The organism is Pseudomonas canadensis (genome assembly GCF_000503215.1).
In the GTDB taxonomy this organism is placed as follows: domain Bacteria; phylum Pseudomonadota; class Gammaproteobacteria; order Pseudomonadales; family Pseudomonadaceae; genus Aquipseudomonas; species Aquipseudomonas canadensis.
In genome coordinates, this window is the sequence record NZ_AYTD01000005.1 from 1 (window position 1) to 22398 (window position 22398).

The window sequence follows — 22398 nt, forward strand, 5'->3', positions numbered from 1 at the left end:
TTGCATTTCAAGTGAACACTTACTTATCGCGAATCGAGAAATTCGCCATATGCTCCAGGCCCTTGATCAGCGCCGAGTGGTCCCAATTGCCGCCGCCAATCGCCGTGCAGGTGCTGAACACCTGCTGCGTACCGGCGGTATTCGGCAGGTTGATCCCCAGTTCCTTGGCACCGGCCAACGCCAGGTTGAGGTCCTTCTGGTGCAGGTTGATGCGGAAGCCCGGGTCAAAAGTGCCCTTGATCATGCGCTCGCCATGCACTTCGAGGATTTTCGACGAAGCAAACCCACCCATCAGCGCTTCACGCACCTTGGCCGGGTCGGCGCCGTTCTTGGCGGCGAACAGCAACGCTTCGGCCACCGCCTGGATGTTCAGCGCGACGATGATCTGGTTGGCGACCTTGGCGGTCTGGCCATCACCATTGCCGCCCACCAGGGTGATGTTCTTGCCCATGGCCTGGAACAGCGGCAAGGCGCGTTCAAAGGTCTGCGGCTCGCCGCCGATCATGATGCTCAGGGTGCCGGCCTTGGCGCCGACTTCACCACCGGACACCGGTGCATCCAGGTACTGCGCGCCGGTCTCGTTGATCTTGGCGGCGAACGCCTTGGTGGCGGTGGGGGAGATCGAACTCATGTCGATCACCACCTTGTTCGGCGACAGGCCGGCGGCGACGCCGTCTTTGCGGAACAGTACGTCGTCGACCTGCGGGGTGTCCGGGACCATCACAATGATGAACTCGGCTTCCTGCGCCACTTGCTGCGGGTTGGCCAGGGCCACGGCGCCTGCGTCGATCAGCGCTTGCGGCGCCTTGCCATGGTGCTCGGAAAGGAACAGTTGGTGACCTGCTTTCTGCAGGTTCGCGGCCATGGGTTGGCCCATGATGCCAGTGCCGATGAATCCGATTTTAGCCATGAAAGAATCCTCTTTTATTAGATGGCGTTGTGGGTCTTCAACCAACCCAAACCCGCTTCGGTGGTGGTCAACGGCTTGTATTCACAGCCGACCCAACCCGTGTAGCCGATGCGGTCCAAATGTTCGAACAGGAAGCGGTAGTTGATCTCACCGGTACCCGGCTCGTTGCGCCCTGGGTTGTCCGCCAGTTGGATGTGGTTGATCTCACCCAGGTGCGCGGCCATGGTGCGGGCCAGGTCGCCTTCCATGATTTGCATGTGATAGATGTCGTACTGCAGAAACAGGTTGGCGCTGCCCACCTGTTCGCGAATCGACAGGGCTTGCGCCGTGTTGTTCAGGTAGAAGCCCGGGATGTCGCGGGTGTTGATCGCTTCCATCACCAGCTTGATGCCCACCGCTTGCAGTTTTTCAGCGGCGTACTTGAGGTTGGCGACGAAGGTTTTTTCCAGGGTTTCGTCGTCAACGCCTTGTGGCCGGATGCCCGCCAGGCAGTTGATCTGGGTATTGCCCAGCACCTGGGCGTAGGCGATGGCCAGCTTGACCCCGGCACGGAATTCTTCGACCCGGTCCGGGTGGCAGGCCAGGCCGCGTTCGCCCTTGGCCCAGTCACCGGCCGGCAGGTTGAACAGCACCTGGGTCAGGCCGTGGGCGTCGAGTTGCGCCTTGATTTCGGCAGAGCTGAATTCATAGGGGAACAGGTACTCGACACCTTCGAAGCCCGCATCGGCGGCCGCTTTGAAACGGGCAAGAAAGTCCTGTTCGGTAAACAGCATGGACAGGTTGGCGGCGAAACGCGGCATAAGGTTCTCCTTAATCGAGCAGGGAAATGGCAGTCGGCGCATCGTTGCCGACCAAGGCCAGATCTTCGAATTCGTTGACGGCGTTGATCTCGGTGCCCATGGAAATATTGGTCACGCGCTCCAGAATAATCTCAACGATTACCGGAACCTTGAATTCTTCGATCATTTCCTCGGCGCGGCGCAGGGCCGGCGCGATCTGGCTCGGCTCGAACACACGCAAGGCCTTGCAACCCAGGCCTTCGGCAACGGCCACGTGGTCCACGCCATAGCCATTGAGTTCCGGGGCGTTGAGGTTGTCGAAGGACAGTTGCACGCAGTAGTCCATTTCAAACCCGCGCTGAGCCTGGCGGATCAGGCCGAGGTAGGAGTTGTTCACCACCACGTGGATGTACGGCAGCTTGAACTGTGCGCCCACGGCCAGTTCTTCGATCATGAACTGGAAGTCGTAGTCGCCGGACAGCGCCACCACTTTGCGGCTCGGGTCAGCCTTGACCACGCCGAGGGCGGCGGGGATGGTCCAACCCAACGGGCCGGCCTGCCCGCAATTGATCCAGTGGCGTGGCTTATACACGTGCAGGAACTGCGCGCCAGCAATCTGCGACAGGCCGATGGTGCTGACGTAGCAGGTGTCTTTGCCGAACACCTGGTTCATTTCTTCATACACGCGCTGTGGCTTGACCGGCACGTTGTCGAAATGGGTCTTGCGGTGCAGGGTGGCTTTGCGTTGCTGGCAGTCATTGAGCCAGGCGCTGCGGTCCTTGAGCTTGCCGGCGGCTTTCCACTCGCGGGCCACTTCAATGAACATCGTCAGCGCGGAACCGGCGTCGGACACGATACCCAGGTCCGGGGTGAAGACGCGGCCAATCTGGGTCGGCTCGATGTCGACGTGAATGAACTTGCGGCCCTCGGTGTACACCTCGACCGAACCGGTGTGGCGGTTGGCCCAACGGTTACCGATGCCCAGCACCACGTCCGACTTGAGCATCGTCGCGTTGCCATAACGGTGGGACGTCTGCAGACCGACCATGCCGACCATCTGTGGGTGATCGTCCGCAATGGTGCCCCAGCCCATCAGGGTCGGGATCACCGGGATGCCGGTCAGTTCAGCGAATTCAACCAGCAGCTCGCTGGCGTCGGCATTGATTACGCCACCACCGCTGACCAGCAGTGGGCGCTCGGCCTGGTCCAGCAGCGCCAGGGCTTTTTCCACCTGCACGCGGGTTGCCAGCGGCTTGGCGAGGGGCAGGGGTTGGTAGGCGTCGATGTCGAATTCGATCTCGGCCATCTGCACGTCGAACGGCAGGTCGATCAACACCGGGCCTGGGCGGCCGGAGCGCATTTCATAGAAGGCTTTCTGGAAGGCGTACGGCACTTGGCCAGGTTCCAGGACGGTGGTTGCCCACTTGGTCACCGGCTTGACGATGCTGGTGATGTCCACGGCCTGGAAGTCTTCCTTGTGCATCCGGGCGCGGGGCGCTTGACCGGTGATGCACAGGATCGGGATCGAGTCGGCCGACGCGCTGTACAGGCCGGTGACCATGTCAGTGCCTGCCGGGCCCGAGGTACCGATGCACACGCCGATATTGCCGGCCTTGGTGCGGGTGTAACCCTCGGCCATGTGGGAGGCGCCTTCAACGTGGCGAGCAAGGACGTGATCGATGCCACCCACTTTCTGCAAGGCCGAATACAGCGGGTTGATCGCGGCGCCTGGGATACCGAAGGCGGTGTCCACACCTTCGCGACGCATCACCAGGACGGCGGCTTCGATTGCTCTCATTTTGCTCATGATATTGGTGCCTCTTGCGTTTTGTAATTGTATACAAGTGGTGTCTGGACAAAGTGTATTCACGGCGAGCGGCGTAGGTCAATGCATTTTATAAACTGGCCTATGCGTTCGTCGGAACGGCTTTTTTCGACGCATGGAGCCTTTGTGCGAAAATATTGTATACAAAATTAAAGGTCATTGTGTTCTATTTGTTTGATCGAGCATCTGATCATTCAGACCTCCATCGCTTTCCCAATAACAAAAGAAGGACGGCACCATGAGCGCTTTAACCTTGAAAGTCGCCACCCAACTGGCCAGCCAGGCCCTCAGTGCAGGGCGCACCATCTGCGCTGCGCCGCTGACCATCGCCGTGCTCGACAGCGGCGGCCATTTGATCACCCTGCAACGCGAAGACGGCGCCAGCCTGCTGCGCCCGCAAATCGCCATCGGCAAGGCCTGGGGCGCAATTGCCCTTGGCAAGGGCTCGCGCCTGCTGGCACTGGACGCGCAGCAGCGACCGGCGTTTATCGCGGCGTTGAACAGTTTGGGGCAGGGCAGCGTGGTGCCTGCGCCGGGTGGGGTATTGATTCGAAATCAGGAAGGCGCGGTGCTGGGGGCGATCGGGATCAGCGGGGATACGTCGGACATTGATGAGCAGTGTGCGATCACGGCGATCGAGGAGATCGGGCTGTTGGCAGACGCCGGCGTATCAGCCTGACACCACCCTTTGTAGGAGCCGGCTTGCCGGCGATGGCGCTCGAAAGAGCGCCGCAGAATATGAAAGTCTCATCGCCGGCAAGCCGGCTCCTACCAAGGTCAGTCCGGCTCGCAGCCTTTGAGCACCAGCCGGATGATCGTCTGCGCCGCCGCCTCGTAATCCGCCTCATCCAGCTTGGCCTTCCCGGTCACCGCCGAGATCTGCCAGTCAAAATCCGCATAGGTCTGCGTCGCCGCCCAGATGGTGAACATCAAGTGATTGGGTTCAATCGGCGCAATCAGGCCGCGATCTACCCAGTCCTGGATGCAGGCGATGTTGTGCTTGGCCTGGGCGTTGAGCTGTTCGACCTGGTCGGCGCTGAGGTGCGGGGCGCCGTGCATGATTTCGCTGGCAAAGACCTTGGAGGCAAATGGCAGGTCGCGGGAGATACGGATTTTCGAGCGGATGTAGTTGCTCAGTACTTCCTTGGGCGCGCCGTCCGGGTTGAACGGCGTGGAAGCGGCCAGGATCGGCTCGATAATGCTCTCGAGCACCTCGCGGTAGAGGTTGTCCTTGGACTTGAAGTAGTAATAGACGTTGGGCTTGGGCAGCCCAGCCTTGGCGGCGATGTCGCTGGTTTTGGTCGCGGCGAAGCCCTTGTCGGCAAACTCCTCGCTGGCCGCCCGCAGGATCTTTTCTTTGTTGCGCTCGCGAATGGTGCTCATAAACCTGGAGTTTCCTTGCCAAGACTGGCGGTTGCGCATGGTAGCACCGGCCATCTGCGAGCCTCAACAATCTGCCCGCCGGGCCTTGCGCCGCGCTATGCTCGCGTCATCCCACTCTTACGGAAGCGCGATTCATGGCAGGAAGCAGCTTGTTGGTGTTGATCGACGATATCGCCGCAGTACTCGATGACGTTGCCCTGATGACAAAAATGGCGGCAAAGAAGACCGCTGGCGTCCTGGGTGATGACCTCGCCCTCAATGCCCAACAGGTCTCCGGCGTGCGTGCCGAGCGGGAAATTCCCGTGGTGTGGGCGGTGGCCAAGGGGTCCTTCGTCAACAAGTTGATCCTGGTGCCAGCGGCTTTATTGATCAGCGCGTTTGCACCGTGGGCGGTGACGCCGTTGTTGATGCTCGGCGGTGCCTACCTGTGTTTCGAAGGGTTCGAGAAGCTGGCGCATAAATTCCTGCACAGCAAAGATGAAGACCATGCGCAACATGTGCAGTTGGTCGAGGCCGTCTCGGACCCGGCAACCGACTTGGTAGCCTTCGAAAAGGATAAGATCAAAGGCGCCATCCGTACCGACTTCATCCTCTCCGCCGAAATCATCGCCATCACCCTCGGCACCGTGGCCGATGCGCCCTTGATGCAGCAGGTGATCGTGCTGTCCGGCATTGCCATCGTCATGACCGTGGGTGTCTACGGGCTGGTGGCCGGCATCGTCAAGCTGGATGACCTGGGCCTGTGGCTCACCCAGAAACCTGGCCAGGCGGCGCGCAGCATCGGTGGTGCCATCCTGCGTGCGGCGCCGTACATGATGAAGAGCCTGTCGGTAATCGGTACGGCGGCGATGTTCCTGGTGGGCGGCGGGATTCTCACCCACGGCGTGCCGGTGGTGCATCACTGGATCGAGACGGTCAGCCAGGGCGCAGGCGGGGTGGCGTGGTTGGTGCCGACGCTGCTGAATGGCGTGGCGGGGATCATTGCCGGGGCGGTGGTGTTGGTCGTCGTGCAAGTAGTTGGCAGGGTATGGCGAGCCGTTAAGCGCTGATTAGTTCGCAGCGAATACAGACTGAAAAGTTGTTTAAGCTTAATCCTACAGTTCGGTTTTCAAGGCATTTATAGGATGCGTCGCGTGCCTTCCCGTGAAGTCACGCACTAAGAAAACGGATCGAGTAGGGAGTTAAGGATGAACTGGTGTTTTCAGGCGATAAAAAACTATGCCAACTTCAGCGGGCGCGCTTGTAGAAGGGAGTATTGGGCGTTTGCAGTTTTAGACTACCTGCTGATGTACGGCTCAATTGTAGTAGCAGGCTGGGCCGGGGTTGCCTACAGCAAGTGGTTTTATATCCCGCTAGGCGTTTACGTTGTACTTACGATCATCCCCCGGCTATCTGTAACATTTAGGCGGCTTCACGATGTGAACACGACTGGCGCTTATATCCTGTGGTATGCGCTACCGTTCGTGGGTTTATTAGTTGTGACCATCCGACTGCTTAGAAAAGGCGACAAGGGGGAGAATAACTACGGATTGCCTTGCCGTGATGTCGAACATTCTTAACAGACCGGGCTTACCGTAACCGCAATAAAAAAGGCCATTCAATCGAATGGCCTTTTTTGTGGGCGTTTACTCGGCAATCTGCAGCTTTCGCGATTCCGTATAGATGTAGCGCACCTTCTCGTACTCGAACGGCGAGTTCATCTGGCCATACCGGAAGCTGGTCTGATAACGCTTGTCCACTGCGCGCAATGCCCAGATTTCCGGGTGGTTGGAGCTGACTTCGGACACATTGAGGAAGTTGATCTGGGTTTCGGCACCGTAGTCGACGATCAGGCCGGTGGTGTCGCGCAGGTTCGATGGGCCGAAGATCGGCAGCACCACATACGCGCCGCCGGGTACGCCGTAGAAGCCCAGGGTCTGGCCAAAGTCTTCGCTCTGGCGCGGCAGGCCCATGGCGGTCGCCGGGTCCCACAGGCCGGCGATGCCGATAGTGGTGTTGACCAACAGGCGGCCGGTGGTTTCCAGGGAGCGATGCCCCTTGAGTTGCAGCAGGCTGTTCAACAGGTTGGGCACGTCGCCCAGGTTGTTGAAGAAGTTGCTCACGCCGGTGCGCAGGAAACTCGGGGTGACGTAGCGGTAGCCGTCGACCACCGGCAGGAACACCCATTGGTCGAAGCGGTAGTTGAAGTGGTACACGCGACGGTTCCACGATTCCAGCGGGTCATACACGTTGAGTGCGGTGAGCGATGAGCGCTCGAACTCACGCTGGTCCAGCCCTGGGTTGAACTTGAGCTTGGTCAGCGGCTCCTTGAAACCGTCGGCGCCGACATTGACCGGCTCGTGGGCCTTGCTGTTGTCGGCATTGGCCACGCCTGCGCACATCAGGGCGGCAAGCAGCAGAAGATATTTAGCCACGGAAGAACTCCAGCATAGCGTCGGCGTTGACGCGGTAATTGAGGTTGCCGCAATGGCCGCCCAGCGGGTAGACGGTCAAGCGATCGCCGAAGGTTTTACGCAGGAAGCCGAGGTCGCCAGGGCCGAGGATCACGTCGTCGGCGTTGTGCATGACGGCGATCTTCGGGTTGGTGTGCAGGTAGTCCTTGAGGGCATACAGGCTGACCTGGTCGATCAGTTGCAGCAGGCTGCCGCCGTCGGAACGGGCGCGCCACATTGGGATCACTTGTTCGGTGAGGTAGCAGTCGAAGTCGCACTGCAGTGCACGCTTGAGGAATGGCGTGAGGCTGGTGCCTTCGGTGATCGGGTACTTCGGCGGGATGATCAGTCCGCGGCGGTTGATCAGGTCCGAGGTAAAGGCGATGTCGGCTGCCGAGAAGCGGAACGAGGTGCCGATCAGCATGGCCATCTGTTCGTTGGTCAGGTGCTGCTTGGATTGCTGGAAGTCGTAGAGCAGGGCGTCGTTCAGGTCGATGTAGCCCTTTTGCTGGAAGTAGCGGGTCAGCTTGTTCAGCACCAGCTCATAGAAGGTGGTGGTGTTGTTGATGCCTTTCACCTCGGTCTGCACCAGCTTGTCGAGGTTGGTGATCGAGGTGTAGAGGTTGACCGGCGGGTTCAGCAACAAGACTTTCTTGAAGTTGAAACTGCGGCGCGTCTCGTCGAGCTTGCTGACGAACGCTGCATCCAGGGCACCGAGGCTGTAGCCGGTGAGGTAGAAGTCAGTCACTGGCAACGAAGCGTTCTGCGCGCGCACGGCTTGCATCACGCGGTACATGTCTTCGGCGTCTTCCTGGGTGATGCCCGGCGTGGCGAAGCGCGAGGCGGCACTGATGAAGTCGAAGCTGGTGGGCGACGACAGTTGCACCACGTGGTAGCCGGCCTGGTAATACAGCTTTTTCAGGTATTCGTTGATGCTGCTGTCGAAGCGCGCACCGGTGCCCGCGATCAGGAAGATCAGCGGCGCGGCGCGGTCCTGCTTGGCGATGCGGTAGGTGAGTTTCTTCACCGCCCAAAAGTTGTCCGGCAGGCTGAATTCGCGCTCGGGGCGCATGTTCAGGGTGTAGTCGGACTGATTGATCTCGTCATCGCTCGGCAATTTCGGCCGAAGGTCAGGCGGCGTGGTGGCGATGGTGGCTTCAAACGGGTTGGTCAAAGGGTAGCCATAGCTGGCTTGGTCAATGTCGACGGCCAGTGCTGACGCACTCAGAAAAAGGCTGCCCAGCAAGGCAGCACAGCGCAAGGAACGGAGCATGACTTAATCCCTAGGAGGAAACGTACTTAATGAAGTTCGCAGGCTATGACCGCCGTCCAGTCGCCGAAGTGCCATCACGCGGCACGAAATGTCGGAAAAAAAACGTCGGAATCGGGGTAATAGTAGCCAGACGATACACTTTGCCACGCTTTGGTGAACACTAATTGTGTGTATGCGCCTTGCTAACGGCTGCCGGGGCATTAAGCTGAGCGCCGTTTTTGCCTATCGGAGTACCCCATGTCCCGTCGTTTGCCGCTGATTTTGCTGCTTATTGCACTGCCGCTGTGGCTGGCCGCCAGTTACGGTGCGCGCTATGGCTTTATGGAAGATGGCCAGTGGGTGGGCCTCTGCGCGGACGAGGCGAGCCGCTGGGAATGCCAGCTGCGTTCGAACCTAGGGTTGATGATCCACTTCAAGGTGCTGGGCTGGACGGCGTTGATCACGTCGGTGCTGGCGTTTTTCGTGCCGGGTCGGGCGGGGTGGGGGTTGGCGGTGCTGGGGATGGTGTTCGGGTTGCCGGCACTGGCGTTGTACAACACCACGTTTGCGGTGTTTGCCGTGGTGATTGCGGGGTTGCGGTTGGTCAGGAAGCCCCGCGGCGCCTGATAGGGCCTCTTCGCGAGCAAGCCCGCTCCCACATTTGACCGAGTACATCCTTGGAATGCGGTCGAATGTGGGAGCGGGCTTGCTCGCGAAAGCGGTCTTAAGTCTTGCGTGCCCGCAAGCAGCGCCACAAGGCTGCCGTCATGAGCAGGCTCACTACCGCCCAGCCCCAAGCCTGCTGGTTCAATAACCCCTCACGGTACAACTGCGGCGCAATGCCCGCACCGATGATAAAGGCCAGCAACGCAATCTCCCGACGCGGTCCCGTCACCGGACGTATCACGTACACCAGGGCCGGCAACACCAGCGCCGCGCTCGGAAAGCTGCGGTAGCGCGGGTCGAAGACCAATGCCAGCATCATTACCGCTCCGGCAAACCCGGCAATCGCCACCAGCCAGCCTGCGCGTTGCTCCAGCCAGTTGAACGCCCGCTCACGCCAACCTTCCTGTGCACTCAAGGCCAAGGCCGCATGGGCCAGCACCAGCAGGTTCAACACCAGCAGCAACCCAGCCCACATCCATTCATCATTGAAGCGCGCCGTCACGCGGGTCAGCTCGGCCCAGGTGCCAATGGAGCAGGCCGCAACGGCGCCCAACAACGGCAGGGCAAGCGCGGCACGCGCGCTGCGTACTCGACCACCCAATGCGAGGGTGCCCAGCAGGATAATCCCGCCGACGCCCAACCACAGCGGCCAGTACGGCACATTGGTCACCGGCCCGGCGAGGATGCCCTTGTCCTGGCGATCGGCATCAAACAGGCCCCAGTAACCACCCACGGCGCCTTCACTGGCACGCTTCCACGGCTGGTCAAAGGCTTCGATCAGGTTGTAACGCCAGCCATTGGCCTCGGCCATGGCCACGAAGCCGCGCATGAACTTGGCTTCATTAACCCGGCTCGGCACGGCCGTTTCGCGCTGGCGGCCTTCGCTTGGCCAGCCGGTTTCACCGATGAGTATGTCCTTGGGCGCAAACTTGTTGCCGAAGGTCTGGCGCACATCGCCCACGTGCTTGAGGGCCTGGTCGATGCCCGACGGGTCATCTTCCCAGTAAGGCAACAGGTGGATGGTCAGGAAATCCACCGCCGGGGCGATTTCCGGGTGCTGCAGCCAGAACTCCCACACATCCGCGTAGGTCACAGGCTGCTTGATCTGGCTCTTGACCGTCTGGATCAGCGCCACCAGCTGCTTGGCGGTCACTTCCTTGCGTAGCAATGCTTCGTTGCCGACGATCACCGAGGTTACGACATCCGGGTGGGCGTTGGCCGATGCGATCAATTCGTTGATTTCTTTTGCGGTCGCCACCGGGTCACTGCTGACCCAGGCCCCGGCCATTACCTTCAGCCCGTGCTTGCGCGCCATGTCCGGCAAGGCTTCCAGGCCGGTCATAGAGTAAGTGCGAATGCACTCGAAGCGAGTGGCCAGCAGGGCGAGATCAGCGTCCATGCGCTCCGGACGCAGCGTGAATGGCTGGTCGAACGGCGATTGGTCTTTATCGAACGGTGTATAGGACGCGCAATGCATCTTGTGCGTGGCGCTGGCGACGTCGGGCAGCACCACGGGCCGGCCGAGGCCATACCAGTAAGCGAACAGGGCCAGCAGGCCGAGGATCAAGGCGAAGCAATAGGGCAGGGCAGGGAAGCGGGCAGTCGCGGGCATGGTCGGCTTATCTGGAAGAGCAAAGGCGCGCATCTTACCCGGATTTGGCCCGACTCAGTGGGGCTGCATAATTTTGACATGCAAAGTTCGGGCGGGATTTTGGCGTCAAGTCCTACAAAACATCCTACTGGCGATGTGATGTCGTTCCTTGCTTGTAGGATGTCGCTGACAGAGCAGGTCCAACACCCGAGCAGGTTGATGATCGAAGTGTCAGTACTCCGCTGACGGCGCACTACCGTGATCGATGCGCGTGAAGGGGGCGCGGTGCACCACATAACAACAGGTTGACGTCGCTCGGCATCCGCCGGGCGCAGCACTTTCGGGGAAGTACTATGAAGATGCGACGACTCTTGGGCGCAGCTGCCACTCTGGTAGTTGCGATGAGCTCCACACTGGCCAGCGCCGACAGCAAGACCCTGAGCATCGGCTATGTGGACGGCTGGTCCGACAGCGTGGCTACCACCCACGTGGCGGCAGAAGTGATCAAGGCCAAGCTCGGTTATGACGTGAAACTGCAAGCCGTCGCCACCGGGATCATGTGGCAGGGCGTTGCCACCGGCAAGCTCGACGCCATGCTCTCCGCCTGGCTGCCGGTCACCCACGGTGAGTACTGGGCCAAGAACAAGGACAAGGTGGTCGACTACGGCCCCAACTTCAAGGACGCGAAGATCGGCCTGATCGTACCGGAGTACGTCAAGGCCAAGTCCATCGAAGACCTCAAGACCGACACCACCTTCAAGAACAAGATCGTCGGCATCGACGCAGGTTCTGGCGTGATGCTCAAGACCGATGAAGCGATCAAGCAATACGGCCTCGATTACAAGCTGCAAGCCAGCTCGGGCGCGGCGATGATCGCCGAGCTGACCCGTGCCGAAGACAAACAGGAATCCATTGCGGTCACCGGTTGGGTGCCACACTGGATGTTCGCCAAGTGGAAACTGCGTTTCCTGGACGATCCAAAAGGGATTTATGGTGCTGCTGAAACCGTCAACAGCATCGGCAGCAAGGGCCTGGAGAAGAAAGCGCCGGAAGTCGCGGCCTTCTTGAAGAAATTCCAATGGGCCTCCAAGGATGAAATCGGCGAAGTCATGCTGGCGATTCAAGAAGGCGCCAAGCCTGATGCCGCCGCCAAGGATTGGGTCGCCAAGCACCCTGAGCGTGTCGCCGAGTGGACCGGTAAATAACACCCGAAGCGTCTAGACAGCACCTTGCAAGCCCGCCTGGCGTTTTCGTCAGGCGGGCTTTGTCGTTTTTGTGCCAAAGGCTGTCAATTCGATCAGTTCAAAACTGGCGACAACGCCTATGTCGTTCTAATACTAAGGTCGTCTGGAACCCTTTGTGCAGCCGCATACAGTGGATACGTTCCAATAATAAAAAAGCTGTGCTGCGAGGATAAAAACAATGAACGACAGCATTTACCTCTCGATTCAAAACAGCCCGCGTTTCAAGGAGCTGGTGAGAAAAAGGGAAAGGTTCGCCTGGATTCTCTCGGCGATCATGCTAGGGCTTTACTCCGCTTTCATCCTGTTGATCGCCTACGGGCCACAAGTACTGGGGGCCAAGATCAGCCCCGGCTCGTCGATTACCTGGGGCATTCCCCTGGGCGTCGGGCTGATTGTGTCCGCCTTCATCCTGACCGGCATCTACGTGCGCCGGGCCAATGGCGAGTTTGACGACCTGAACAATGCGATTCTCAAGGAGGCTGCGCAATGATCCGGCGTCTACTGGCAATATTCGGCGCTTCGCTCTTTGCCCCGGCCGTTTGGGCGGCGGATGCATTGACCGGTGAAGTGCACAAGCAACCCCTGAACGTTTCGGCCATCGTGATGTTCGTCGCGTTTGTCGGCGCCACCCTGTGCATCACCTACTGGGCCTCCAAGCGCAACAAATCGGCGGCCGACTACTATGCGGCCGGCGGCAAGATCACCGGTTTCCAGAACGGCCTGGCGATTGCCGGTGACTACATGTCGGCGGCGTCCTTCCTGGGGATTTCCGCGCTGGTCTACACCTCTGGTTATGACGGCCTGATCTACTCGATCGGCTTCCTGGTGGGCTGGCCGATCATTCTGTTCCTGATCGCCGAGCGCCTGCGTAACCTGGGCAAGTACACCTTTGCCGACGTGGCGTCCTATCGCTTGGGCCAGACCCAGATTCGCAGCCTCTCGGCCTGTGGCTCGCTGGTGGTGGTGGCGTTCTACCTGATCGCGCAGATGGTCGGTGCGGGCAAGCTGATTCAGCTGCTGTTCGGCCTGGACTACCATGTTGCGGTGATCCTGGTCGGTATCTTGATGGTGATGTATGTACTGTTCGGCGGCATGCTGGCGACCACCTGGGTACAGATCATCAAGGCTGTATTGCTGCTGTCCGGTGCATCGTTCATGGCACTGATGGTGATGAAGCACGTCAACTTCGACTTCAATGCCCTGTTCTCCGAGGCGATCAAGGTTCACCCTAAAGGTGAGGCGATCATGAGCCCCGGCGGCTTGGTGAAAGACCCGATTTCCGCGTTCTCCCTCGGGCTTGCGCTGATGTTCGGTACGGCTGGCCTGCCACACATCCTGATGCGCTTCTTTACCGTCAGCGACGCTAAAGAAGCGCGTAAGAGCGTGTTCTACGCCACCGGTTTCATCGGTTACTTCTACATCCTGACCTTCATCATCGGCTTTGGCGCGATCCTGCTGGTCAGCACCAACCCGGCGTTCAAGGATGCGGCAGGCGCCTTGCTGGGCGGCAACAACATGGCGGCGGTGCACCTGGCCAACGCGGTGGGTGGCAGTATCTTCCTGGGCTTCATCTCGGCCGTGGCCTTCGCCACCATCCTCGCGGTGGTTGCCGGCTTGACCCTGGCCGGTGCGTCGGCGGTGTCCCATGACCTGTACGCCAGCGTGATCAAGAAAGGCAAGGCCAACGACAAGGATGAGATTCGCGTTTCGAAAATCACCACCGTTGCCTTGGGCGTCCTGGCGATTGGCCTGGGTATCCTGTTCGAAAGCCAGAACATCGCGTTCATGGTTGGCCTGGCGTTCTCCATTGCCGCCAGCTGTAACTTCCCGGTGCTGCTGCTTTCCATGTACTGGAAAAACCTCACCACTCGTGGCGCAATGATTGGCGGCTGGCTGGGCTTGATCAGTGCCGTTGGCCTGATGGTGCTGGGCCCGACCATCTGGGTCTCGATCCTGCACCATGAAAAAGCCATCTTCCCTTATGAGTACCCGGCGCTGTTCTCGATGATCATTGCGTTCGTCGGCATCTGGTTCTTCTCCATTACCGACAAGTCGGCGGCGGCAGAGAAAGAGCGTGCGCTGTACTTCCCGCAGTTTGTGCGTTCGCAAACTGGCCTGGGGTCGAGTGGGGCGGTTTCTCACTAAGGTTGTAGCTGGATAGGAAAATACCCCGGTCGAAAGGCCGGGGTATTTTTTTGTCTATAAATTAGGGATTGATCTGACAAAACTGTTTCTCAAATCCTGCACAAATAAAAACGGCCTCCACTAAGGGAGGCCGTTTTCAGTGCAACTAAGCGATGCTTACTTGCGATCTTCCAGCTGGGTGATGTCACGCGACTCGTAGCCGGTGTACAGCTGGCGCGGGCGGCCAATCTTGTACGGGCTGGAGAGCATTTCTTTCCAGTGGGAGATCCAGCCCACGGTCCGCGCCAGGGCGAAGATCACGGTGAACATGCTGGTTGGAATGCCGATTGCCTTGAGGATGATCCCCGAGTAGAAGTCGACGTTCGGGTACAGCGAGCGTTCGATGAAGTACGGGTCGGTCAAGGCGATCTCTTCCAGGCGCATGGCCAGTTCGAGTTGCGGATCGTTCTTGATGCCCAGTTCCTTCAACACTTCGTCGCAGGTCTGCTTCATCACGGTGGCGCGTGGGTCGCGGTTCTTGTAGACGCGGTGACCGAAGCCCATCAACTTGAACGGATCGTTCTTGTCTTTGGCCTTGGCGATGAACTTGTCGATGTTCGAGACATCGCCGATTTCATCGAGCATGGTCAATACGGCTTCGTTCGCACCGCCGTGGGCAGGGCCCCAGAGTGCGGCGATACCGGCGGCGATACAGGCGAACGGGTTGGCACCCGAAGAACCTGCCAGGCGGACGGTGGAGGTGGAGGCGTTCTGCTCGTGGTCGGCGTGGAGGATGAAGATCCGGTCCATGGCCTTGGCAAGCGTCGGGCTGATCGGTTTGATCTCGCACGGCGTGTTGAACATCATGTGCAGGAAGTTTTCCGCGTACGTCAGGTCGTTGCGCGGGTACATCATGGGTTGACCCATGGAGTACTTGTAAACCATTGCGGCCAGGGTCGGCATCTTGGCAACCAGGCGGATCGCGGAGATTTCGCGATGCTGCGGGTTATTGATGTCGAGGGAGTCGTGATAGAAGGCCGACAGGGCGCCGACCACGCCGCACATAACGGCCATCGGGTGGGCGTCGCGACGGAAGCCGTTGAAGAAGGTCTTCAACTGCTCGTGAACCATGGTGTGGTTCTTCACGGTGCTGACGAACTGGGCTTTTTGCTCGGCTGTTGGCAGCTCGCCATTTAGCAGCAGGTAGCAGGTTTCCAGGTAGTCCGATTTCTCAGCCAGTTGCTCGATCGGGTAGCCGCGATGAAGCAGAATGCCATTATCACCGTCGATATAGGTGATCTTCGACTCGCAAGAGGCGGTCGACATGAAGCCTGGGTCGAATGTGAAACGGCCCGTGGCCGTCAGGCCCCGTACGTCGATAACATCGGGACCAACGGTGCCGGTTAAAATGGGCAGCTCGACGGGGGCTGCGCCCTCGATGATCAACTGCGCTTTTTTGTCAGCCATGTGGCCTCCTATTTATGCTTCAAATCATCAGACAGACCCCCCACGCAGGGCCCGCACCACTATATTGATATAAATCCAGATGTCAATTTGCCTAAAGTCTTGCAGCAGAAGGCTTTAACCGTACTTTTTCCTCGAAATTGCCTGCCATTTACGCCTTTTATTCCCCCAGCGCAATCCGCTATTAGGGTGAGGAGTGCGCGTTGTCATTAGTAACCTAACTGTCTATACTCGGCCACCGACCGCCAAGGGCTTTTGGGCTTGCTTTCATTGGGGGTCGCACTCCCTGGGTGGTGCTTACCTGACCAGTGCACTCCCCAACAACTTTGCCCTGATTGTTAGGGGCTCTTCAGTGTGAAAAAAAGCCGTGAATAGCCAACGACCTGTAAACCTAGACCTAAGGACCATCAAACTCCCCATCACCGGCGTTACGTCGTTCCTGCACCGTGTTTCCGGCATCATCCTGTTCCTGGGCTTGGGCATCATGCTTTATGCATTGAGCAAATCCCTGGGTTCCGAGGAAGGATACGCCGAGGTGAAGGCATGCTTGACCAGCCCGCTGGCCAAGTTCGTAGCATGGGGCCTCCTGTCTTCTCTTCTGTATCACCTGGTAGCCGGTGTGCGCCACTTGATCATGGACATGGGCATCGGTGAGACGCTGGAAGGCGGCCGCCTGGGCTCGAAAATCATCATCGCCATTTCCGTGGTGCTGATCGTTCTGGCAGGAGTTTGGATATGGTAACCAGCGTTACGAACCTTTCGCGTTCGGGCCTCTATGACTGGATGGCACAGCGTGTGTCTGCGGTCGTTCTCGCGGCTTATTTCATTTTCCTGATCGGATACCTCGTCGCAAACCCGGGCATCGGCTATGAGCAATGGCACGGCCTGTTTTCCCACAATGCGATGCGAATCTTCAGTCTGCTGGCCCTTGTTGCCCTGGGCGCACACGCCTGGGTAGGCATGTGGACCATCGCGACCGACTACCTGACGCCGATGGCGCTGGGCAAGTCCGCGACTGCAGTACGTTTCCTCTTCCAGGCAGTATGCGGCGTCGCGATGTTCGCTTACTTCGTCTGGGGTGTGCAGATTCTTTGGGGTATCTGATTCATGGCTAACATTCCAACTATTTCATTCGACGCCATCATTATTGGTGGCGGCGGTGCTGGCATGCGCGCTGCGCTGCAGCTGGCCCAGGGCGGTCACAAGACTGCCGTGATCACCAAGGTGTTCCCGACCCGTTCCCACACCGTATCGGCCCAGGGTGGCATCACCTGCGCCATCGCCTCCGCCGACCCGAACGATGACTGGCGCTGGCACATGTACGATACCGTCAAGGGTTCCGACTACATCGGTGACCAGGACGCGATCGAATACATGTGTCAGGAAGGCCCGGCCGCGGTGTTCGAGCTGGACCACATGGGTCTGCCGTTCTCCCGTACCGAGCAAGGCCGTATCTACCAGCGTCCATTCGGCGGCCAGTCGAAGGATTACGGTAAAGGCGGGCAGGCTGCCCGTACCTGCGCCGCGTCCGACCGTACCGGTCACGCGCTGTTGCACACCCTTTATCAGGGCAACCTGAAAGCCGGTACCACGTTCCTGAACGAGTACTACGCGGTCGACTTGGTGAAAAACGCCCAGGGCGAATTCGTCGGTGTAATCGCCATCTGCATCGAAACCGGTGAAACCACCTACATCCGCGCCAAGGCTACCGTGCTGGCGACCGGCGGTGCAGGCCGTATCTACGCGTCGACCACCAATGCCCTGATCAACACCGGTGACGGCGTCGGCATGGCACTGCGTGCTGGCGTACCGGTGCAAGACATCGAAATGTGGCAGTTCCACCCGACCGGTATCGCTGGCGCTGGTGTACTGGTTACAGAAGGTTGCCGTGGTGAAGGCGGTTACCTGATCAACAAGCACGGCGAGCGTTTCATGGAGCGTTATGCTCCGAACGCGAAAGACCTGGCGGGTCGTGACGTTGTGGCTCGTTCGATGGTTAAAGAGATCATTGCCGGCAACGGCTGTGGCCCGAATGGCGACCACGTACTGCTGAAGCTCGATCACCTGGGCGAAGAAGTACTGCACAGCCGTCTGCCAGGTATCTGTGAGCTGTCCAAGACCTTTGCTCACGTTGACCCGGTGGTTGCTCCGGTGCCGGTTGTTCCGACTTGCCACTATATGATGGGCGGCGTGCCGACCAACATTCATGGCCAGGCGATCACCCAGAACGCCGAAGGCGAGGACGAGATCATCCACGGTCTGTTCGCTGTAGGCGAAGTGGCGTGCGTATCGGTTCACGGCGCCAACCGCCTGGGCGGCAACTCGCTGCTCGACCTGGTGGTCTTCGGCCGTGCTGCCGGCCTGCACCTGGAAAAGGCGCTGACCGACGGCATCGAATACGACGACGCTACCGACGCCAACATCGAGGCCGCCCTGGCGCGCCTGAACGCTCTGAACGAGCGCACTGATGGCGAAGACGTGGCTACCCTGCGTCGCGAACTGCAAAGCTGCATGCAGAACTACTTCGGTGTATTCCGTACCGGCGAATACATGCAGAAGGGTATCGCCCAGCTGGCTGACCTGCGCAAGCGCATCGCCAACGTCAAGATCAACGATAAGAGCCAGGCGTTCAACACCGCTCGTATCGAAGCCCTTGAACTGCAAAACCTGCTGGAAGTGGCCGAAGCGACTGCAATCGCCGCCGAGGTTCGTAAGGAATCCCGTGGTGCCCACGCCCGTGAAGACTTTGAAGATCGCGACGACGAAAACTGGTTGTGCCACACCCTGTACTTCCCGGGTGACAAGCGCGTGACCAAGCGTGCCGTGAACTTCTCGCCGAAGACGGTTCCGACGTTTGAACCGAAAATTCGGACTTACTAAGGGTGGCTGCCATGTTGAAAGTCAGTGTTTACCGCTACAACCCTGATCAGGACGCCGCGCCGTTCATGCAGGAATTCCAGGTCGATACCGGTGGTAAAGACCTGATGGTGCTGGATGTATTGGCACTGATCAAAGAGCAGGACGAAGGTTTCTCCTATCGTCGCTCTTGCCGTGAAGGTGTGTGCGGTTCCGACGGCATGAACATCAACGGCAAAAACGGCCTGGCGTGCATCACGCCGCTGTCCGCCGTGGTCAAAGGCAACAAGCTGATCGTTCGTCCACTGCCAGGTTTGCCGGTTATCCGTGACCTGGTCGTCGATATGAGCATCTTCTACAAGCAATACGAGAAAGTTAAGCCGTTCCTGCAGAACGACACGCCGGCTCCGGCCATCGAGCGTCTGCAGTCCCCGGAAGAGCGCGAGAAGCTCGACGGTCTGTACGAGTGCATTCTGTGCGCTTGCTGCTCGACTTCGTGCCCGTCCTTCTGGTGGAATCCGGACAAGTTCCTGGGTCCAGCTGCCCTGCTGCAAGCGTACCGCTTCCTGGCAGACAGCCGTGATACCAAGACGTCCGAGCGTTTGGCTTCGCTGGATGACCCGTTCAGCGTATTCCGCTGCCGCGGGATCATGAACTGCGTCAACGTATGTCCCAAAGGCCTGAACCCGACTAAGGCCATTGGTCACATCCGTAACATGCTGCTGCAGAGCGGCGTGTAACTGACGTTGTAGTAAAAGCAGGACCGTTGTGCCCGTAAATGCTACGGCGCAGGCTTCAACCGGCGCCGTAGTTTTAACTTGAGCAGCGACTTACAAAGCCGCGGCTCTTATTTTGAAGAAATGAGACAAGCAGGGGCATTCGGGTTGGTACCCGAACTATCAGCGTGATCCTAAGTGGCTTGTTTTGGTCGCTGCACTTGGCCGTTTGCAAGCAAACTCGGTGTTTTCGCCGGTGGTGTCCCCAAATCGAGGGTGACCAAGCATGCAAGAAAGCGTGATGCAGCGCATGTGGAACAGCGGCTATCTTTCAGGTGGTAACGCTGCCTATGTGGAAGAGCTTTATGAGCTCTACCTGCACGACCCTAACGCTGTGCCAGAAGAATGGCGCACCAAATTTCAGACGTTGTCTTCAGACGGCAACGCTGCCACCGATGTATCGCACGCAACGATTCGCGATCAATTTGTGCTGCTGGCAAAGAACCAGCGCCGCGCCCAACCGGTTTCTGCCGGGAGCGTGAGCAGTGAGCACGAGAAGAAGCAAGTTGAAGTATTGCGACTGATCCAGGCCTACCGGATGCGCGGCCACCAGGCGGCCCAGCTTGACCCGCTGGGGCTCTGGAAGCGTCCTGCACCTGCTGACCTGTCGATCAATCATTACGGCTTGACCAATGCCGATCTTGATACGACCTTCCGTGCCGGCGACCTGTTCATCGGCAAAGAGGAAGCGAGCCTACGCGAAATTCACGAAGCGTTGCAGCAGACATATTGCCGCACCATCGGCGCTGAGTTCACGCACATCACCGATTCCGAGCAACGCCACTGGTTCCAGCATCGCCTGGAAGGTGTGCGTGGTCGTCCGGTATTGTCCGCTGACGTACGCAGCCACCTGCTTGAGCGCGTAACCGCTGCCGAAGGCCTGGAAAAATACCTGGGTACCAAATACCCGGGCACCAAGCGTTTCGGCCTGGAAGGCGGCGAAAGCCTGATCCCGATGCTCGACGAGCTGATCCAGCGTTCCGGTTCCTACGGCACCAAGGAAATCGTGATCGGCATGGCCCACCGTGGTCGCCTGAACGTGTTGGTCAACACCTTCGGCAAGAACCCGCGTGAGCTGTTCGACGAGTTCGAAGGCAAGAAGAAGGTCGAGTTGGGTTCCGGTGACGTTAAATACCACCAGGGCTTCTCGTCCAACGTGATGACTACCGGCGGTGAAGTTCACCTGGCCATGGCCTTCAACCCATCCCACCTGGAAATCGTTTCTCCAGTGGTCGAGGGTTCGGTCCGTGCTCGCCAGGATCGTCGTAACGACACCACCGGTGAAAAAGTTCTGCCAATTTCCATCCACGGTGACGCGGCATTTGCCGGTCAAGGCGTGGTCCTGGAAACGTTCCAGATGTCGCAGACACGCGGCTTCAAGACGGGCGGTACGGTTCACATCGTCATCAACAACCAGGTAGGTTTCACCATCAGCAATCCGCTGGACGCGCGCTCCACCGAGTACGCGACCGACGTTGCCAAGATGATCCAGGCGCCGATCCTCCATGTGAATGGTGATGATCCGGAAGCTGTGTTGTTCGTGACCCAGTTGGCCATTGACTACCGCATGCAGTTCAAGCGTGACGTCGTGATCGACCTGGTCTGCTACCGCCGTCGCGGTCACAACGAAGCTGACGAACCAAGCGGCACCCAGCCGTTGATGTACCAGCAAATCACCAAGCAGCGCACCACCCGTGAGCTTTACGCCGAAAGCCTGACCAAGGCCGGTGTGGTTGACGATGCGCGTGTTCAGGCCAAGGTCGATGAATACCGCAACGCGCTGGACAATGGTCTGCACGTAGTGAAAAGCCTGGTTAAAGAGCCGAACAAAGAGCTGTTCGTGGACTGGCGTCCGTACCTGGGCCACGCCTGGACTGCGCGTCACGACACCTCGTTCGATCTGAAAACCCTGCAGGAATTGTCCGCCAAGCTGTTGGAAATTCCAGAAGGCTTCGTGGTTCAGCGCCAAGTGGCGAAGATTTACGAAGACCGTCAGAAGATGCAAGCCGGCGGCCTGCCGATCAACTGGGGTTACGCCGAAACCATGGCGTACGCGACCCTGGCGTTCGAAGGTCACCCGATCCGCATGACCGGCCAGGACATCGGTCGTGGTACGTTCTCGCACCGTCACGCGGTATTGCACAACCAGAAAGACGCGGGCACCTACATCCCGTTGCAGAACCTGTACGAAGGCCAGCCACGTTTCGATCTGTACGATTCGTTCCTGTCCGAAGAAGCGGTTCTGGCGTTCGAATACGGTTACTCGACCACCACGCCAAACGCGCTGGTGATCTGGGAAGCCCAGTTCGGCGACTTCGCCAACGGCGCCCAAGTGGTAATCGACCAGTTCATCACCAGCGGCGAGCACAAGTGGGGTCGCCTGTGCGGTCTGACCATGTTGCTGCCACACGGTTATGAAGGTCAGGGTCCTGAGCACTCCTCGGCCCGTCTGGAGCGTTACCTGCAGCTGTGCGCCGAGCACAACATCCAGGTGTGCGTGCCGACTACCCCGGCCCAGATCTACCACTTGCTGCGTCGCCAGGTGATCCGCCCGCTGCGCAAGCCGCTGGTAGTGCTGACACCGAAGTCGCTATTGCGTCATAAATTGGCCATCTCGACCCTGGAAGATCTGGCTGATGGTTCGTTCCAGACTGTTATTCCAGAAATCGACACGCTGGACGCAGCCAAGGTGACTCGCCTGGTCCTGTGCAGCGGCAAGGTCTACTACGACCTGCTGGAAAAACGTCGTGCCGAAGGCCGCGAAGACATCGCCATCGTGCGTATCGAGCAGCTTTACCCGTTCCCGGAAGACGACCTGATGGAGGCCATCGCGCCTTACACCAACCTCACCAACGTGGTGTGGTGCCAGGAAGAACCGATGAACCAGGGCGCGTGGTACAGCAGCCAGCATCACCTGCGTCGCAGCATGGGTAACCACAACAAGGCGCTGAACCTGGAGTACGCCGGTCGCGATGCTTCTGCTGCACCTGCATGTGGTTATGCGTCGATGCACGCCGAGCAGCAGGAAAAACTGCTGCAAGATGCTTTTACTGTTTAACGCCTTCGCGCTGACTGAAACCGAATTTTAAGGACACA

The 22398-nt window shown here is 59.1% G+C and carries 20 protein-coding genes; 12 read left to right on the forward strand and 8 right to left on the reverse strand.

Features of this window, described 5'->3' with window-relative positions; translation table 11 throughout:
• Positions 1-19: 19 nt before the first annotated feature.
• From U367_RS0103465 to gcl, 3 genes are read right to left on the reverse strand one after another with little or no spacing between them, the layout of a single operon-like run.
• Positions 20-928 (reverse strand): 2-hydroxy-3-oxopropionate reductase, encoded by a 909-nt coding sequence (locus tag U367_RS0103465; protein WP_323990650.1) that lies wholly within the window; start codon positions 926-928, stop codon positions 20-22.
• Positions 928-1710 (reverse strand): hydroxypyruvate isomerase, encoded by a 783-nt coding sequence (gene hyi, locus U367_RS0103470; RefSeq protein ID WP_028615701.1) that lies wholly within the window; start codon positions 1708-1710, stop codon positions 928-930. The genes U367_RS0103465 and hyi overlap by 1 nt, the downstream gene beginning before the upstream one ends.
• A gap of 10 nt (positions 1711-1720) precedes the next feature.
• Positions 1721-3496 (reverse strand): glyoxylate carboligase, encoded by a 1776-nt coding sequence (gene gcl / locus U367_RS0103475; protein WP_028615702.1) that lies wholly within the window; start codon positions 3494-3496, stop codon positions 1721-1723.
• Between the two features lie 256 nt (positions 3497-3752).
• Here gcl and U367_RS0103480 point away from each other — a divergent pair, with 256 nt between their 5' ends.
• A complete protein-coding gene (locus U367_RS0103480; protein WP_028615703.1) occupies positions 3753-4193 on the forward strand; it encodes a GlcG/HbpS family heme-binding protein in 441 nt (146 codons plus the stop codon).
• 98 nt (positions 4194-4291) lie between these two features.
• Here U367_RS0103480 and U367_RS0103485 read toward each other — a convergent pair whose 3' ends face one another.
• Positions 4292-4897, reverse strand: coding sequence for a TetR/AcrR family transcriptional regulator (locus U367_RS0103485; protein ID WP_028615704.1), 606 nt, complete (start codon positions 4895-4897; stop codon positions 4292-4294).
• A gap of 134 nt (positions 4898-5031) precedes the next feature.
• On the opposite strand from U367_RS0103485, the gene U367_RS0103490 reads away from it, so the two are divergent.
• Positions 5032-5946 (forward strand): DUF808 domain-containing protein, encoded by a 915-nt coding sequence (locus U367_RS0103490; RefSeq protein WP_028615705.1) that lies wholly within the window; start codon positions 5032-5034, stop codon positions 5944-5946.
• 138 nt (positions 5947-6084) lie between these two features.
• Positions 6085-6456, forward strand: a complete 372-nt coding sequence (locus tag U367_RS0103495; protein ID WP_028615706.1) for a DUF805 domain-containing protein — start codon at positions 6085-6087, stop codon at positions 6454-6456.
• Between the two features lie 66 nt (positions 6457-6522).
• On the opposite strand, the gene U367_RS0103500 is transcribed toward U367_RS0103495, so the two are convergent.
• Entirely contained in the window at positions 6523-7311 is a 789-nt protein-coding gene (locus U367_RS0103500; RefSeq protein WP_028615707.1) for an MlaA family lipoprotein, read from the reverse strand.
• Positions 7304-8602, reverse strand: coding sequence for a serine/threonine protein kinase (locus U367_RS0103505; RefSeq protein WP_028615708.1), 1299 nt, complete (start codon positions 8600-8602; stop codon positions 7304-7306). Before U367_RS0103505 ends, U367_RS0103500 begins: the two co-directional genes overlap by 8 nt.
• 237 nt (positions 8603-8839) lie before the next feature.
• Here U367_RS0103505 and U367_RS0103510 point away from each other — a divergent pair, with 237 nt between their 5' ends.
• Complete coding sequence (locus U367_RS0103510; protein ID WP_028615709.1) at positions 8840-9208, forward strand: hypothetical protein; 369 nt, start codon at positions 8840-8842, stop codon at positions 9206-9208.
• Between the two features lie 97 nt (positions 9209-9305).
• Here U367_RS0103510 and U367_RS0103515 read toward each other — a convergent pair whose 3' ends face one another.
• Positions 9306-10859 carry a glycoside hydrolase family 17 protein gene (locus tag U367_RS0103515; RefSeq protein WP_028615710.1) on the reverse strand — a complete coding sequence of 518 codons (1554 nt, stop codon included), beginning with the start codon at positions 10857-10859 and terminating at the stop codon, positions 9306-9308.
• Positions 10860-11191: 332 nt separating this feature from the next.
• Here U367_RS0103515 and U367_RS0103520 point away from each other — a divergent pair, with 332 nt between their 5' ends.
• From U367_RS0103520 to U367_RS0103530, 3 genes are all read left to right on the forward strand, one after another.
• Positions 11192-12043 (forward strand): glycine betaine ABC transporter substrate-binding protein, encoded by an 852-nt coding sequence (locus U367_RS0103520; RefSeq protein ID WP_025857941.1) that lies wholly within the window; start codon positions 11192-11194, stop codon positions 12041-12043.
• Between the two features lie 217 nt (positions 12044-12260).
• The gene (locus tag U367_RS0103525) at positions 12261-12572 is read left to right on the forward strand and encodes a DUF485 domain-containing protein (RefSeq protein WP_003190001.1); all 312 of its coding nucleotides are present in this window, start codon (positions 12261-12263) and stop codon (positions 12570-12572) included.
• Positions 12569-14227, forward strand: a complete 1659-nt coding sequence (locus tag U367_RS0103530) for a cation acetate symporter (RefSeq protein ID WP_028615711.1) — start codon at positions 12569-12571, stop codon at positions 14225-14227. Before U367_RS0103525 ends, U367_RS0103530 begins: the two co-directional genes overlap by 4 nt.
• Positions 14228-14383: 156 nt before the next feature.
• On the opposite strand, the gene gltA is transcribed toward U367_RS0103530, so the two are convergent.
• Complete coding sequence (gltA, locus tag U367_RS0103535) at positions 14384-15673, reverse strand: citrate synthase (protein WP_028615712.1); 1290 nt, start codon at positions 15671-15673, stop codon at positions 14384-14386.
• A 364-nt stretch (positions 15674-16037) separates the two neighbouring features.
• Here gltA and sdhC point away from each other — a divergent pair, with 364 nt between their 5' ends.
• From sdhC to U367_RS0103560, 5 genes are all read left to right on the forward strand, one after another.
• The gene (gene sdhC / locus U367_RS0103540; RefSeq protein ID WP_003190005.1) at positions 16038-16412 is read left to right on the forward strand and encodes a succinate dehydrogenase, cytochrome b556 subunit; all 375 of its coding nucleotides are present in this window, start codon (positions 16038-16040) and stop codon (positions 16410-16412) included.
• Entirely contained in the window at positions 16406-16774 is a 369-nt protein-coding gene (gene sdhD / locus U367_RS0103545) for a succinate dehydrogenase, hydrophobic membrane anchor protein (RefSeq protein WP_003172805.1), read from the forward strand. Before sdhC ends, sdhD begins: the two co-directional genes overlap by 7 nt.
• A gap of 3 nt (positions 16775-16777) precedes the next feature.
• The gene (gene sdhA, locus U367_RS0103550) at positions 16778-18550 is read left to right on the forward strand and encodes a succinate dehydrogenase flavoprotein subunit (RefSeq protein ID WP_010211741.1); all 1773 of its coding nucleotides are present in this window, start codon (positions 16778-16780) and stop codon (positions 18548-18550) included.
• An 11-nt stretch (positions 18551-18561) separates the two neighbouring features.
• On the forward strand, positions 18562-19266 hold the full coding sequence (locus U367_RS0103555; RefSeq protein WP_003172807.1) for a succinate dehydrogenase iron-sulfur subunit: 705 nt from the start codon (positions 18562-18564) through the stop codon (positions 19264-19266).
• Positions 19267-19528: 262 nt separating this feature from the next.
• Complete coding sequence (locus U367_RS0103560; protein WP_016979562.1) at positions 19529-22360, forward strand: 2-oxoglutarate dehydrogenase E1 component; 2832 nt, start codon at positions 19529-19531, stop codon at positions 22358-22360.
• The last annotated feature ends 38 nt before the right edge of the window (positions 22361-22398 follow it).

Coding starts and splice junctions, on each gene's coding strand:
- hyi (WP_028615701.1), bottom strand. CDS start 1,710: ATGCCGCGTTTCGCCGCCAACCTGTCCATGCTGTTTACCGAACAGGAC.
- gcl (WP_028615702.1), bottom strand. CDS start 3,496: ATGAGCAAAATGAGAGCAATCGAAGCCGCCGTCCTGGTGATGCGTCGC.
- U367_RS0103480 (WP_028615703.1), top strand. CDS start 3,753: ATGAGCGCTTTAACCTTGAAAGTCGCCACCCAACTGGCCAGCCAGGCC.
- U367_RS0103485 (WP_028615704.1), bottom strand. CDS start 4,897: ATGAGCACCATTCGCGAGCGCAACAAAGAAAAGATCCTGCGGGCGGCC.
- U367_RS0103490 (WP_028615705.1), top strand. CDS start 5,032: ATGGCAGGAAGCAGCTTGTTGGTGTTGATCGACGATATCGCCGCAGTA.
- U367_RS0103495 (WP_028615706.1), top strand. CDS start 6,085: ATGAACTGGTGTTTTCAGGCGATAAAAAACTATGCCAACTTCAGCGGG.
- U367_RS0103505 (WP_028615708.1), bottom strand. CDS start 8,602: ATGCTCCGTTCCTTGCGCTGTGCTGCCTTGCTGGGCAGCCTTTTTCTG.
- U367_RS0103510 (WP_028615709.1), top strand. CDS start 8,840: ATGTCCCGTCGTTTGCCGCTGATTTTGCTGCTTATTGCACTGCCGCTG.
- U367_RS0103515 (WP_028615710.1), bottom strand. CDS start 10,859: ATGCCCGCGACTGCCCGCTTCCCTGCCCTGCCCTATTGCTTCGCCTTG.
- U367_RS0103520 (WP_025857941.1), top strand. CDS start 11,192: ATGAAGATGCGACGACTCTTGGGCGCAGCTGCCACTCTGGTAGTTGCG.
- U367_RS0103525 (WP_003190001.1), top strand. CDS start 12,261: ATGAACGACAGCATTTACCTCTCGATTCAAAACAGCCCGCGTTTCAAG.
- U367_RS0103530 (WP_028615711.1), top strand. CDS start 12,569: ATGATCCGGCGTCTACTGGCAATATTCGGCGCTTCGCTCTTTGCCCCG.
- gltA (WP_028615712.1), bottom strand. CDS start 15,673: ATGGCTGACAAAAAAGCGCAGTTGATCATCGAGGGCGCAGCCCCCGTC.
- sdhD (WP_003172805.1), top strand. CDS start 16,406: ATGGTAACCAGCGTTACGAACCTTTCGCGTTCGGGCCTCTATGACTGG.
- sdhA (WP_010211741.1), top strand. CDS start 16,778: ATGGCTAACATTCCAACTATTTCATTCGACGCCATCATTATTGGTGGC.
- U367_RS0103555 (WP_003172807.1), top strand. CDS start 18,562: ATGTTGAAAGTCAGTGTTTACCGCTACAACCCTGATCAGGACGCCGCG.
- U367_RS0103560 (WP_016979562.1), top strand. CDS start 19,529: ATGCAAGAAAGCGTGATGCAGCGCATGTGGAACAGCGGCTATCTTTCA.